We start from the raw sequence: 13,524 nt of genomic DNA on the forward strand, positions 1-13,524 counted from the left end.
CCGGGAGACCGGACCGGCGCTAGACGATCAGCGACAACAGCATCACCAGACCGCCGGCCACCACCGAGATGATGGTCTCCATCACCGACCAGGTCTTGATCGTCTGGCCGACGCTGAGCCCGAAGTACTCCTTCACCAGCCAGAAGCCGGCGTCGTTGACATGGCTGAAGAACAGTGAGCCGGCGCCGATCGCGAGGACCAGCAGGGCGGCGTGCGCGGTCGACATGTCCGCCGCGAGCGGGGCCACCAGACCCGCCGCCGACACGGTCGCGACCGTCGCCGAGCCGGTGGCCAGCCGGATCGCGACCGCGATCAGCCAGGCGAGCAGCACCGCCGGGATCGACCAGCTCTTGGAGACGTCCAGGATCATCTGGCCCACGCCGCTGTCGATCAGCGTCTGCTTGAAGCCGCCGCCCGCGCCGACGATCAGCAGGATGCCCGCGATGGGCATCAGGCCCTTGTCGACGGTCTCCTGGAGGCGCTCCCTGCTGAATCCGGCGGGCCGGCCCAGCGTGAAGAAGCCGACGAGCACGGCGGCGAGCAGCGCGATCAGCGGGGTGCCGATGACGTCGAAGACCCGCTGGGTCGTGTCGGTGGTGTCGTCCACGACGATGTCCACCAGCGCCTTGAGCAGCATCAGCGCGACCGGCAGCAGCACGGTCGCGAGCGTCGCGCCGAAGCTGGGACGCCGCTCCAGGTCGTCGGAGGCGCGCTGCGGCACCATCCGGTCGGGGGCCGGGACGTCCACCCAGCGGGCGGCGACCCGGGAGAACAACGGACCCGCGACGATCACCGTGGGGACGGCCACGAGCAGCCCGAAGGCGAGCGTCACGCCCAGGTTGGCGTGGAGCGCGTCGATCGCGACGAGCGGGCCGGGGTGCGGCGGGATCAGGCCGTGCATGACGGAGAGGCCGGCCAGCGCCGGGATGCCGATGCGCATCAGCGAGTAGTTGCCGCGCTTGGCGACCATCAGCACGACCGGGATCAGCAGCACGATGCCGACCTCGAAGAACAGCGGCAGCCCGACGACGGAGGCGATCAGCACCATCGCCCAGGGCATCGCCCGGCCGCCCGCCTTCGCCAGGATCGTGTCGACGATTCTGTCGGCGCCGCCGGAGTCGGCGAGCAGCCTGCCCATGATCGCCCCGAGCGCGATCAGGACGCCCACGCTCGCCACGGTGGTGCCGAGTCCGGTGGAGAAGCTGGTGATGGCCTTGTCGAGGGGCGCCCCGGCGACCGCGGCCAGCGCCAGCGAGCCGACGGTCAGCGCCAGGAAGGCGTGGAGCTTGAACTTGGTGATGAGCAGGACGATCACCGCGAAGGCGATCAGCACGGCTATGCCCAGCTGGGCGTGGCCCGCGGACGTGATCGGCGGAGGCGTGTCCGCTGCCAGCAACTCGACGCTGAGTCTGGTCACGGGGGATTCCCTTTACGGTTATGGGGACTTGGGGGGATGGAGCGGGATCGGCGGGGGCAGGTGGCCGGGTCGGACGGCCGGGTCAGCCGGCCGGTTCGCGGAGCCGCGCGAGCGCGCGCACGGCCCGCTCGGTGATCTCCTCGGGGCTGCCGCCCACGTCCACGGCGACGCCCGCCTCGTCCGCCTGGAGCGGCTGGAGGGTGGCGAACTGGGAGTCCAGCAGCGCCGTGGGCATGAAGTGCCCGTGGCGGTGGGCCATGCGGTCCTCGATGAGGTGCCGGTCGCCCGTGAGGTGCACGAAGACGATGCCGGGCGCGGCCGCCCGCAGCCGGTCGCGGTACGACCGCTTCAGCGCCGAGCTGCTGACCACCCCGCCGAGCCCGGCCCGTCCGTGGGCCCAGGAGCCGATGGCGTCGAGCCAGGGCCACCGGTCCGCGTCGTCGAGCGGGGTCCCGGCCGTCATCTTGGCGATGTTGGCCGGGGGGTGGAAGCCGTCGCCCTCGGCGTAGGGGACGCCGAGGCGCGCGGCGAGCAGGGCGCCCACCGTGGTCTTCCCGGTGCCCGCGACGCCCATCACGACGACGACTTGGGGGGTGCTCATCGCTGCCTCGCTGTCTTCCTCGACACCTCGTGTAGACGCCACTGAAACCGATTAGGTACGACTAATTCAAGTGTCTGTGACAAATAAGTCTGACTTTTTGGCTCGGTGATGCGGTCGGTACGCTGAGTGCATGAGCACACCGGGCAGAGGGCTGCACGGCCATGTACTGGACACCCTCGGCCCCGCGATCACGGCCGGCGCGTACCCGCCGGGCAGCGTTCTACGCACGGACGAACTCGCGCAGCGCTTCGAGGTGTCACGCTCGGTCATGCGCGAGGCGGTCCGGGTGCTGGAGTCGATGCACCTCGTGGAGTCGCGCCGCCGCGTCGGCGTGACCGTGCTGCCCAAGGCCGCCTGGAACGTCTACGACCCCCAGGTCATCCGCTGGCGCCTGGCCGGCGCCGACCGCCCGCACCAGCTCCGTTCGCTGACCGTGCTGCGCTCGGCGATCGAACCGGTCGCGGCCGGACTCGCGGCCCGCCACGCCACGCCGGAGCAGTGTTCCCAACTCACCGAACGCGCCCTCGGCATGGTCGAGAACTCGCGCGGTCACCGCCTGGAGCAGTACCTGTTCCACGACGTCGCCTTCCACCGGATCGTCCTCACGGCGTCCGGCAACGAGATGTTCGCCCGCCTCGGCGACGTCGTCGCGGAGGTGCTGACCGGCCGTACCCACCACGAGGTGATGTTCGCCGATCCCGACCCCGCGGCCGTCACCCTGCACGTGGAACTCGCGGCGGCGATCCGCGAGGGCGACGCCGCCCGCGCCGAGGCGCTGACCAGGGAGATCACCGCGGGCGCCCTCCAGGAACTGGACATCCTGGCGCCCTGAGCACGGCGCCTCGCGGGCAAGCGGCGCCTCGCGGGGGAGCAGAGCCTCGCGGGGTGGCGGAGCCTCGAAGAAAGAGACGTCAGTCGTCCAGGAAGTCCCCGTCCACGTACACCCACGCCCCGCCGACCCGCTCGAACCGGCTGCGCTCGTGCAGCGACCCGCCCCGCCAGGACGCCCGGAACGTCACCGTGCCGGCGTCGTGGAACGCGGAGCCCGCCTCCGCGGCGAGGATCGCGAGCCCCGTCCAGCGCGTGCCCGCATCCAGCTCCAGCCGCTCCGGCCGGGTCCGCGGATGCCAGGTCCGCAGCAGATAACCCGCGTCCCGCTTCACGAACGCGCTGTACCGCGACCGCATCAACGCCTCGGCGGTCGGCGCGGCCGCCGCCCCGGAGTGATAGCGGCCGCAGCACGCCTCGTACGCAGCGGGAAGACCACAGGGACACGTCACAGCCATGCCCCTATTCTGCTTCGGCGCCGGGATCCCTTCGCGCCCGGCCCCGCGCGGTACCGAGCCGCGCCCGCCCCAGCAGGCCCGGCCGGGCCTGCGGCTCCGGCGGCGCCACCGGCTCCGGCTCCGCCACGGGAGCGGGGGCAGGAGCAGGGGCAGGGGCAGGAGTGGGCAGCGGAGGCAGGGCCGCGGAGTACACCCACGCCGCGAACAGGTCCTCCACCGAGTCGTTCGCGAAGCGGGCCACATGGGAGACGAACGTCGGGGTGGTGACCGTGCCGCCCCGGTGCAGCCGGGTCCAGCTCTGCAGCATGCGGAAGAACGCCTCGTCGCCCAGCGCGCAGCGGATCGCGTGGACCGTCACCCCGCCGCGCTCGTAGAGCCGGTCGTCGAACATCGACTTGCGGCCCGGGTCCGCGAGGCGCAGATCCTGCGGCTGCGACGACAGCTTCCGGTGCGCCAGCGCCGCGCGCTGCTGCGCCGTGGCGCCGCCGGACCGCTCCGACCACAGCCACTCGGCGTACTTCGCCAGCCCCTCGTTCAGCCAGATGTGCCGCCAGTCCGCCACCGACACGCTGTTGCCGAACCACTGGTGCGCCAGCTCGTGCGCCACCAGCCGCTCCGAACCCCGCACCCCGTCCACGTGGTTGGCGCCGAACACCGACAACCCCTGTGCCTCCACCGGCACATCGAGCTCCTCCTCCGTCACGAGCACCGCGTACTCGTCGAACGGATAGGGCCCGAACAGCTCCTGGAACAGGTCCATCATCGCCGGCTGACGCGCGAAGTCCGCCGAGAACCGCGGCAGCAGATGCGCCGGGATGTGCCCGTGCTGCACCACCCCGCCCGGACCCGGATCGCCCAGCAGCACCGTCTGGTACTTGCCGACCGACAGCCCCACCAGATAGCTCGACGTCGGCGCCGACTGCTCGTACACGTACGTCGTCGTCGACGCCTTCGTGGTCCGGGTCAGCAGCCTGCCGCCCGCCACCACCTGGTACGCCGACGGCGTCGTCACCGACAGCAGATACGCCGCCTTGTCCGACGGGCGGTCGTTGCACGGGTACCACGACGGCGCACCGACCGGCTGGCTCGCCACCAGCGCCCCGTCCGCCAGCTCCTCCCAGCCGAGGCCGCCCCAGGGGCTCGCCACCGGTTTGGGATTGCCCGACCAGTGCACCTCCACCGTGAACGCCGCCCCCGCCCGCAGCGCCTTCGCCGGGGTGATGCGCAGCCGGCCCCCGCGATGCGTGTAGCGCGGCTGACGGCCGTCCACCCGCACCCGGCCGATCTTGAAGTCGGCCAGGTTCAGCTGGAACTCCGTCAGCGCCGCCCGCCCCGCTATGGCGAAGATCCGTGCCGTCCCCGACAGCCGGTTGGGACCGGGGCGGTAGTCCAGCGCGAGCTCATAGCGGTGCACCCGGTAGCGGGTGTCGCCGTTGGCCGGGAAGTACGGGTCCAGCCCCGCCGACTGCTGAACGGTCACTGCTGCGTCTGCTCCCTGCGCTGGGCTCGTACGGGTGCCACACCGCCCTCCCGCACCGGCTGCCCCGCGTTCAGCGGCGCCACGCCTCGATCGGGTTGCCCAGCCAGCGGGTGTCGTCGGGGACGGACTCCGCCGCCATGACGAGCGACGCGGGACCCAGGGTCGCACGCGCCCCGACCGTGCTGCCGGGAAGGACGATCCCGCCAGGACCCAGGGTGGCGCCCTCACGGAGGACCACAGTATCTGTCCGCAAGATCCGGTCGTGGAAGAGGTGGGTCTGCAGGACGCACCCCCGGTTGACGGTGGCCCCGTCCTCCAGTGTCACCAGATCCGTCTCCGGCAGCCAGTAGCTTTCCACCCACACACCCCGGCCGATCCGCGCGCCCAGCCCGCGCAGCCACGCCGTCAGGACCGGAGTGCCCGGCACCGAGCCCACCAGCCACGGCACCGCGAGCACCTCCACGAAGGTGTCCGCCAGCTCGTTGCGCCACACGTACCCGCACCACAGCGGGTGCTCGCCCCGGTGATGCCTTCCCACCAGCAGCCACTTCGCGGCCACCGACACCGCACCCGCCAGCACGCCCGCCGCCAGCAGCACCGGACCGCCCAGCAGCGGGGCCCACGGGCCGGCCGCGCACAGCACCGCCACCACACCGCCCGCCAGCGCCGCCGAGCACACCACCGGCACCAGCCGGGCGAACTCCACCAGACCGCGCGCCACCTTGAGCCGCGCCGGCGGATCGTACGTCCGGCTGCCGTCCCCGTCCGAGGCGCTGCGCGGCAGCTTCACCGGCGGCAGCCCCAGGTACGACGTGCCCTTCTTCGCCTTCTTCGGCGTCGCCGACAACACGCCGACCAGACCGCCGTCCGGCACCCGGCGCCCCGGCGCGGTCATCCCCGAGTTCCCGAGGAACGCCCGCCGCCCGATCTGCGCCTTCCCGATCCGCAGCCAGCCGCCACCCAGCTCGTACGGCGCCGTCAGCGTGTCGTCCGCGAGGAACGCGCCCTCGCCCACCGTCGTCAGGCTGGGCAGCGCCAGCACCGTCGACACCTCCGCGCCCCGCCCGATCCGCATCCCGAGCAGCCGCAGCCACACCGGCGTCACCAGTCCGGCGTACAGCGGGAACAGCGTCTCGCGGGAGCGGTCCATCAGCTGCGTGACCGTCCACGCCTGCCAGCCGACCCGCCCGTGCGTGGGATGCACACCCTCGCGCAGCCCGACGCTCAGCAGCCGCACCGCCACCACGATCAGCAGCGCGTACACCAGCCCGTACGCCAGCGCCGCCGGCACCAGCGCGACCGCCGCACCCGACACCGCGGCGCCGAGCCCGTCCCCGGGCCGCACGAACCGCCCGGCCACCAGCAGCGCCGCCGCGCCCGCGAGCACCGGCAGCAGACTCAGGCCGAGCCCGCTCGTCCCGTACATCCCGCGCCAGAACGCGCTCCGCCGCGGCCGCCGCCCCGGCCAGTTCCGCTTGGCCCGGCCCAGCTTCACCGCGGGCGCGCCCGCCCAGCGCTGGCCGGTCGGGACCGTCCCGGTCACCGCCGAGCCCGGCGCCACCTCGGCCCGCTTGCCGACCCGCGCCCCCGGCAGCAGGGTGCTGCGCGTGCCGACCACGGCACGGGCGCCCACCTTCACCGCGCCGATCTCCAGCCGGTCACCGTCCAGCCAGTACCCGGACAGGTCCACCTCCGACTCCACGGCCGCGCCCCGCCCGATCTTCAGCAGGCCGGTCACCGGCGGCAGCGAGTGCAGATCCACGTCCGCGCCCACCTTGGCGCCCAGCGCCCGCGCGTACCGCTCCAGCCACGACCCGGTCAGCGAGGTCGCTCCGCTGAACTCCGCGAGCCGCTCCGCCGTCCACAGCCGCAGATGCACGCTCCCGCCCCGCGGATGGCGGCCCGGTCGCACCCCGCGCAGCAGCAGCCGCGCCCCGCCCGCGGCGAGCGCGAGCCGCCCCGGCGGCGAGAAGAACACCAGCGCACCCGCGCCGACCAGCCACCAGGGCGCCGTGGGAAGCCAGCCGTACCCCGGCAGCAGGTTCCCCGCCGCCGCGAGCACGACGCTCCAGCGCAGCCCGAGCAGCGCGAACAGCGGCACCAGCACCAGCAGCTGCACCAGCTGCGCCCGCCGCGGCACCGGCGCCACCGTGCGGCGCGCGCCGTCGTCCTGCGCCGACTCCTCCAGGCGGCGCGCCAGCTTGCGCAGCGTCGGCTGCTGATACACGTCCAGTACGGCCGCGCTCGGATAGCGGGTGCGCAGCCGCGAGGTCAGCTGGGCCGCGGCCAGGCTGTTGCCGCCGATCGCGAAGAAGTCGTCCGTCGCCGAACCGACGGGGGTGCCCAGCACCTCCGCCCACTGCTCGGCCAGCCACGCCTCCGTGCCGTACAGCACGGCCGCGGGGCCCTCCACACCCTCCAGCGGCCACGGCAGCGCGTTCCGGTCCACCTTGCCGGACGTCCGCGTCGGCAGGTCGGCCACCGGCGCGAGCAGCGGCACCAGGGCGGCCGGCAGCTCCGCGCGCAGCCGCTCCACGGCCGCCGCCCGGTCCCAGTCCTCCTGCACGACCACATAGCCGACCAGCAGCTGGTTGCCGCTGCGCGCGGTGCGCACCGCGGCCGCCGCGCCCGCGACGCCCGGCAGCGCCTGGAGCGCCGCGTCCACCTCGCCCAGCTCGATCCGCCGGCCGCCCAGCTTGATCTGCTCGTCCGCCCGGCCGAGGAAGATCAGCCCCTCGGGCTCCGCGCGGACCAGGTCACCGCTGCGATAGGCCCGCTCCCAGCCCAGCGAGGGCAGCGGCGCGTACTTCTCCGCGTCCTTCTCGGCGTCGAGATACCGGGCGAGCCCGACGCCCCCGATCACCAGCTGCCCGCTCTCGCCCATCGGCACGGGCTCGCCGGCCTCGTCGACGACGGCCAGCTCCCAGCCGTTCAGCGGCAGCCCGATCCGGATCGGCTCCGCCCCGGTCAGCAGCGCCGCGCAGGCCACCACGGTCGCCTCGGTCGGCCCGTAGGTGTTCCACACCTCGCGGCCCTCGGTGACCAGGCGCTGCGTCAGCTCCGGCGGGCACGCCTCACCGCCGAAGATCAGCAGCCGCACCTCGGCGAGCGTCTCCGGCTCCCACAGCGCCGCCAGCGTCGGCACCGTCGACACCACGGTGATCTCCTGCTCGACCAGCCAGGGCCCGAGGTCGGCGCCGCTGCGCACCCGCGAGCGCGGCACCGGCACCAGACAGGCGCCGTACCGCCAGGCCAGCCACATCTCCTCGCAGGACGCGTCGAAGGCGACCGAGAGACCCGCCATCACCCGGTCGCCGGGCCCGATCGGGTCCTCGGTCAGGAACAGCGCGGCCTCCGCGTCCACGAACGCGGCGGCGCTGCGGTGGCTGACCGCCACACCCTTGGGCCTGCCGGTGGAACCGGAGGTGAAGATGATCCACGCGTCGTGCTCGACGCCGGGGCGCCCGGCGGGCACCGTCGAGGGCTCCTCGACGGTGAGCGCGTGCTCCGCGCCGATGACCGCGCGGACCCGGGCCTCCCCGAACACCAGGGCGGCCCGCTCGTCGGGGTCCTCGGCGTCGACGGGGACATAGGCCGCGCCCGCGGCGAGCACCGCGAGGATCGCGACATAGAGGTCGGTGGTCCCGGACGGCACGCGCACCCCGACCCGGTCGCCGAGGCCCACGCCCGCGCCGGCCAGCCGCCGCCGCAGCCGCTCGACCTCCGCGGCCAGCGCCCGGTAGGTCAGGCGGGTGGTGCCGTCGTCGAGGGCCAGTTCGTTCGGGTACGACCGTACGGTCGCGTCGAAGACGTCGACGAGGGTGCGCGGCGAGGCCGCGGGACCCGCGCGGAAGCAGGCGGAAAGGGCGGACTGCGCAATGGGCTGGGTAGCGAACTCGTCGTCGAGCAGGCCGAGAGCACCGCTCTCCTGAATGGCTGCCATCAGGTCCTCGCGTCTCGTTCCCGGTGCCCCGGGGCGCTGGCGGGCCCGCAGGTCTGCCTGGGGTTGTCCGGCGTCAGCTCCGTAACAAGCCGGAAATTTTATACGACGCTAGCCTCGGCCCCTTCTGTCGGCGATGCGAGGAACCCGTCCGGGGGACCGCCGGACGAGGGGGCGGGCCGCGCTGACCTCGGCACGGCTGCGGGAGACGAGAGATGGGCCACAGATGGCCGTACGGCGACCGGAGGACGGCGACCCGGCGGAACCGCACGGTGGCACACCGCGACGAAGCACCGCGACGAAAGAGGGCCGCAACCTCACGGCTGCGGCCCTCTCTGCTCTGTGTCCGAGGGGGGACTTGAACCCCCACGCCCGATAAAGGGCACTAGCACCTCAAGCTAGCGCGTCTGCCATTCCGCCACCCGGACAAGGTGTCTGTCGTGCGGGGTTTCCCCCGTGGCGACGAAGGAAACATTACCAGGCTTTCGAGGGTGTCCGATCACCCCCCGTCCCGGCCGCCCCGCCGCGTGAACGGAGTGTGACGGACCGGGACCGCTCTTGGGGCGGGACGGGCCGCGGAGGGAGGATGAGGGCAACCACCAGCAGTGCCAGCGGGAGGAACCTCAGTGAGCGACACGGACACGGCCAAGGGCGTCACCGGCGAGGACGAGGTCGTGGACCTCTGCCGTGAACTGATCCGGATCGACACCAGCAACTACGGCGACCACTCCGGGCCGGGCGAGCGCAAGGCGGCCGAGTACGTCGCCGAGAAGCTCGCCGAGGTGGGGCTCGAACCCCGGATCTTCGAGTCGCACCCGGGACGCGCCTCCACGGTCGCCCGCATCCAGGGCGAGGACCCGTCCCGGCCCGCGCTGCTCATCCACGGCCACACCGACGTCGTACCGGCCAACGCCGCCGACTGGACCCACGACCCGTTCTCCGGGGAGATCGCGGACGGCTGCGTGTGGGGCCGCGGCGCCGTCGACATGAAGGACATGGACGCGATGACCCTCGCGGTCGTCCGTGACCGGCTGCGCAGCGGGCGCAGGCCCCCGCGCGACATCGTGCTCGCCTTCCTGGCCGACGAGGAGGCCGGCGGCACCTACGGGGCGCGGTACCTGGTCGACCACCACCGCGACCTGTTCGACGGCGTCACCGAGGCGATCAGCGAGGTCGGCGGGTTCTCCTTCACGGTCAGCGAGCAGCGCCGGCTGTACCTCATCCAGACCGCCGAGAAGGGCATGCACTGGATGAAGCTGACCGTGGCCGGCACCGCGGGCCACGGCTCGATGATCCACCGCGACAACGCCATCACCGAACTGTCGGAGGCCGTCGCCCGGCTCGGCCGCCACACGTTCCCGGTCCGCGTCACCAAGACCACCCGCGCCTTCCTCGACGAGCTCGGCGACGCCCTCGGCACCGAGCTCGACCCGGAGGACATGGAATCCACCCTCGCCCGGCTCGGCGGCATCGCCAAGCTGATCGGCGCGACCCTGAGCAACACCGCCAACCCCACGCAGCTGGGCGCCGGTTACAAGGTCAACGTGATTCCCGGCGAGGCCACCGCGCATGTCGACGGCCGCTTCCTGCCCGGCCACGAGGACGAGTTCCTCGCCGACCTCGACCGGATCCTCGGCCCGAAGGTGCGGCGCGAGGACGTGCACTCCGACAAGGCGGTGGAGACGTCCTTCGACGGCGCGCTCGTCGAGGCCATGCAGTCCGCGCTGGTCGCCGAGGACCCGATCGCCAAGGCCGTCCCCTACATGCTCTCCGGCGGCACCGACGCCAAGTCCTTCGACGACCTCGGCATCCGCGGCTTCGGCTTCGCGCCGCTGAAGCTGCCGCCCGAGCTCGACTTCGCCGGCATGTTCCACGGCGTGGACGAGCGGGTGCCGGTGGACGGCCTCCAGTTCGGGGTACGGGTGCTCGACCGGTTCATCGACGCCTGCTGACAAGGGCCGCGCCCGCGCCGGCGACGCGCCGGGTCCGCGCTCCCCGTCGGCCGGCCGGCCCGTGACGGGGCCTCAACTGCCGTTATTCGCGCGGGCGTACGGGGCGCACTGAGAAGGGTGAATGCGACGATACGCTCGTAGCTCCATTACTCCCTCCTCGTTACAGGTGATGCGATCAGCAACTTGTGATCGCTTTGCCAACGAGGAGGAACTAATGATCAAGAAGGTCGTCGCCGCTGCGGCTGCCACCGGTGGGCTGGTTCTCGCGGGCGCGGGCCTGGCCGTCGCCGACTCCGGAGCCCAGGGTGCCGCCGTGCAGTCCCCGGGTGTCCTGTCCGGCAACGTCGTCCAGGTGCCCGTGCACGTCCCGGTGAACGTGTGCGGCAACACGATCTCCGTGATCGGCCTGCTGAACCCCGCCTTCGGCAACACCTGCCTCAACCACTGACGCGAACCCGCTGAGGGGCGTCCACACCGTCGGCCCCGGAACGCGCTCCGTGCGCTCCGGGGCCGACCGGTTTCCGCCTCCTCGCGCGTCACCGCGCGAGGAGGCGCACAGCAGCAGCAACGAAGCAGTGAACGAGGGCAGGGGGAATTCAGCGATGCGACAGGTCACCCGCAAGGGTCTGATGACCGTGGCGGCCGCGACCGGCGTGCTCGCGGCCGCCGGGGGCTACGCCCACGCCGACTCCGGCGCGAGCGGTGCCGCCTCCGGCTCGCCCGGCGTGCTGTCGGGCAACACGGTGCAGGCGCCGGTCCATGTGCCGGTCGAGGTCTGCGGCAACACGGTGGACGTCGTGGGGCTCCTCAACCCGGCGGCGGGCAACGCGTGCGCCGACCGCGCCGGCTCGACGGGGCACGGGAAGTCCGGCTCCGCGGGGTCCACGGGGCACGGGAACTCCGGCTCCGCGGGCTCCGGGAAGTCCGGTTCCGCGGGCTCCGGCGCGCGGGCCGGAGGGCATGCGACCGGTTCGCCCGGGGTGGGTTCCGGCAACCAGGTGCAGGTGCCGGTCGACGTGCCGGTCAACGTCTGCGGCAACAGCGTCAACGTGATCGGTCTGATCAACCCGGCGACGGGTGACGACTGCGCGAACGGGGGCGGGGCGACGGGCGGCGGCCACGGCACGCCCTCGCCGGGGACGCCGGGACATCCCGGCCACCCCGGGACGCCGGGTCACCCCGGCCACCCTGGGACGCCGGGTCACCCGGCGAAGCCCGGTCATCCGGGGAAGCCGGGGCACCCCGGCGGGTCGGACTGCGACCACCCGGGTCACCCGGGTCACCCGGGTCACCCGGGGACGCCGGGCCACCCCACTCACCCGGGTCACCCGAGCCACCCCGGTCATCCCAGCCACCCGGGTCACCCCAGCCACCCGGGTCACCCCGGCGGATCGGGCGGTACCGGCGGTACGGGCAACTCCGGCGGCTCCGGCCACTCCGGTGGTTCGCAGCAGCCCACGCAGGCCGGGCACACCGGCACCTCGGGCGTGGCCGGCACCTCCGGCACCACCTCGCCCCTGACCCAGGTGGGTTCCTCCGTCACCACGCCCGCCGCGGGCGCGGAACTCGCGCACACCGGCGGCGACCTGCCCCTCGGCGTCGTCCTCCCCGTGGGGGCCGGCGCGCTGCTGGCCGGAGCCGTGCTCTACCGCAAGGCGCGGGCCGCGGCGTGACAGGGCAGCCGTCAGCGCCGTACGGCACCCGATGACGGAAGGGTCCCGCGTCGATGCGGGACCCGCTCCGTCGCGCTACCTCACCACGTGGCCCGCACCTGGCGGATGATCCGCCGGCGCAGCCGCACCCTGCGACTGCCGTCCCGCATGAGGCTCAGGCGGTCCAACTCCCAGTGTCCGTACTCGGCATGGTCGGTCAGCAGACGCGTCGCGTCCTTGCGGGAGACCCCGCGCGGTACGTACACGTCGACAAATTCGTATTCCGGCATCGCATCTATTGTGCGGGCTGGGGTCCGGTACGGATAGCGTCTGCACTATGTCTGATGCTGCGCAGCCCACCGCTGCCGAGGTACGCGCCGCCGCCGAGGCGGTCAAGACCGCGCTCGACCGCCACCTGGCGGCGGTCGAACGCAGGGCGGGGGAGGACGACCCCGCCGTCTACGAGGCGTTCAACCAGCTGGCCGCGGCGGCCGAGACGTACGACGAGCTGCTCTACGAACGCTATGACGAGGTCACGCCCTTCGAGATCCCCGGCGCGGACGACTCCCTGCCGCCGTACACGGGCCCGGAGGAGCCGAACGCGCTCAGCGTGCTGATCCGCCGCGACTACTCGGTGGTGGAGCCCCAGCGGCTGCGCGCGCAGGCGCAGCGGATCGAGGCCGTGGAGTTCGCGAACGGGGCGAACGCGGACGACGACACCGCAGGCACCGTGCACGGTGCCCTGGGCATCCTGTTCGGCGAGTTCGAGCCGGACGAGATCGCCACGCGGCACAAGGAGTTCGGGCTGGAGGAGGGCGACTCCACGCTCTGGGTGATCGCCTCGGACGAGGCGGCCGAGCCGGGCGAATGGCTGGACGCGCCGTTCGAGCAGGCCGACCCGCAGCAGGTGGTGTGCCGCTTCGACGTCAGCGCGGTCTTCGACGACGAGACCGAGGACGACGAAGAGATCGACGACATCGACGAGATCGACGAGCTCGAGGACGCCGAGGATTCGGAAGATCCCGAGGATCCCGAGGACTCCGAGGACCCGGAGGACTCCGACGACGGCGACGAGCTGGACCTCGACGGCGACGAGGACCTGGAACGCCTCGACGCCGACCGCTGACCGGCCGGCCCGGCGGGCACCCGCCCCGGCCGGTCAGGCGGGTCTCGTCAGGCCGAGTGCGGCGGCCCCG

General features: G+C 73.1%; 11 protein-coding genes and 1 tRNA gene. 5 read left to right on the forward strand and 7 right to left on the reverse strand.

Annotated features, from left to right (window positions below; genetic code table 11):
- Window positions 1-19: 19 nt before the first annotated feature.
- Both WN71_RS19125 and WN71_RS19130 read right to left on the reverse strand, forming a co-directional pair.
- Window positions 20-1,417 (reverse strand): GntP family permease, encoded by a 1,398-nt coding sequence (locus WN71_RS19125; RefSeq protein ID WP_046590356.1) that lies wholly within the window; start codon window positions 1,415-1,417, stop codon window positions 20-22.
- Window positions 1,418-1,499: 82 nt separating this feature from the next.
- The gene (locus WN71_RS19130) at window positions 1,500-2,018 is read right to left on the reverse strand and encodes a gluconokinase (RefSeq protein WP_046590354.1); all 519 of its coding nucleotides are present in this window, start codon (window positions 2,016-2,018) and stop codon (window positions 1,500-1,502) included.
- Between the two features lie 130 nt (window positions 2,019-2,148).
- Here WN71_RS19130 and WN71_RS19135 point away from each other — a divergent pair, with 130 nt between their 5' ends.
- Window positions 2,149-2,850 (forward strand): FadR/GntR family transcriptional regulator, encoded by a 702-nt coding sequence (locus tag WN71_RS19135; protein ID WP_046590352.1) that lies wholly within the window; start codon window positions 2,149-2,151, stop codon window positions 2,848-2,850.
- A 79-nt stretch (window positions 2,851-2,929) separates the two neighbouring features.
- On the opposite strand, the gene WN71_RS19140 is transcribed toward WN71_RS19135, so the two are convergent.
- The 4 genes from WN71_RS19140 to WN71_RS19155 all read right to left on the reverse strand — a co-directional run bounded on the left by WN71_RS19140 (window position 2,930) and on the right by WN71_RS19155 (window position 9,152).
- Window positions 2,930-3,304 carry a YchJ family protein gene (locus WN71_RS19140; RefSeq protein WP_079177956.1) on the reverse strand — a complete coding sequence of 125 codons (375 nt, stop codon included), beginning with the start codon at window positions 3,302-3,304 and terminating at the stop codon, window positions 2,930-2,932.
- Between the two features lie 4 nt (window positions 3,305-3,308).
- On the reverse strand, window positions 3,309-4,784 hold the full coding sequence (locus WN71_RS19145; RefSeq protein ID WP_079177957.1) for a M1 family metallopeptidase: 1,476 nt from the start codon (window positions 4,782-4,784) through the stop codon (window positions 3,309-3,311).
- 70 nt (window positions 4,785-4,854) lie between these two features.
- Window positions 4,855-8,727: a Pls/PosA family non-ribosomal peptide synthetase gene (locus tag WN71_RS19150; RefSeq protein ID WP_046590347.1), complete on the reverse strand. Its 3,873-nt coding sequence runs from the start codon at window positions 8,725-8,727 to the stop codon at window positions 4,855-4,857.
- Window positions 8,728-9,067: 340 nt separating this feature from the next.
- Window positions 9,068-9,152, reverse strand: a tRNA-Leu gene (locus WN71_RS19155).
- Window positions 9,153-9,350: 198 nt separating this feature from the next.
- On the opposite strand from WN71_RS19155, the gene WN71_RS19160 reads away from it, so the two are divergent.
- The 3 genes from WN71_RS19160 (at window position 9,351) to WN71_RS19170 (ending at window position 12,349) form a co-directional block, all read left to right on the forward strand.
- Window positions 9,351-10,676 (forward strand): M20/M25/M40 family metallo-hydrolase, encoded by a 1,326-nt coding sequence (locus tag WN71_RS19160; protein ID WP_046590345.1) that lies wholly within the window; start codon window positions 9,351-9,353, stop codon window positions 10,674-10,676.
- A 214-nt stretch (window positions 10,677-10,890) separates the two neighbouring features.
- On the forward strand, window positions 10,891-11,124 hold the full coding sequence (gene chpH / locus WN71_RS19165; protein ID WP_046590343.1) for a chaplin ChpH: 234 nt from the start codon (window positions 10,891-10,893) through the stop codon (window positions 11,122-11,124).
- A gap of 154 nt (window positions 11,125-11,278) precedes the next feature.
- On the forward strand, window positions 11,279-12,349 hold the full coding sequence (locus tag WN71_RS19170) for a chaplin (RefSeq protein ID WP_046590340.1): 1,071 nt from the start codon (window positions 11,279-11,281) through the stop codon (window positions 12,347-12,349).
- An 80-nt stretch (window positions 12,350-12,429) separates the two neighbouring features.
- Here the strand turns inward: WN71_RS19170 and WN71_RS19175 are convergent, their stop codons facing one another.
- Window positions 12,430-12,618, reverse strand: a complete 189-nt coding sequence (locus WN71_RS19175) for a DUF5703 family protein (RefSeq protein WP_007380901.1) — start codon at window positions 12,616-12,618, stop codon at window positions 12,430-12,432.
- Window positions 12,619-12,665: 47 nt separating this feature from the next.
- Between WN71_RS19175 and WN71_RS19180 the strand changes: the two genes are divergently transcribed.
- Window positions 12,666-13,454, forward strand: coding sequence for a hypothetical protein (locus tag WN71_RS19180; RefSeq protein WP_046590336.1), 789 nt, complete (start codon window positions 12,666-12,668; stop codon window positions 13,452-13,454).
- Window positions 13,455-13,524: the final 70 nt, after the last annotated feature.

Origin of the sequence: Streptomyces mangrovisoli (assembly GCF_000974985.2) — a bacterium.
Taxonomy (GTDB): domain Bacteria; phylum Actinomycetota; class Actinomycetes; order Streptomycetales; family Streptomycetaceae; genus Streptomyces; species Streptomyces mangrovisoli.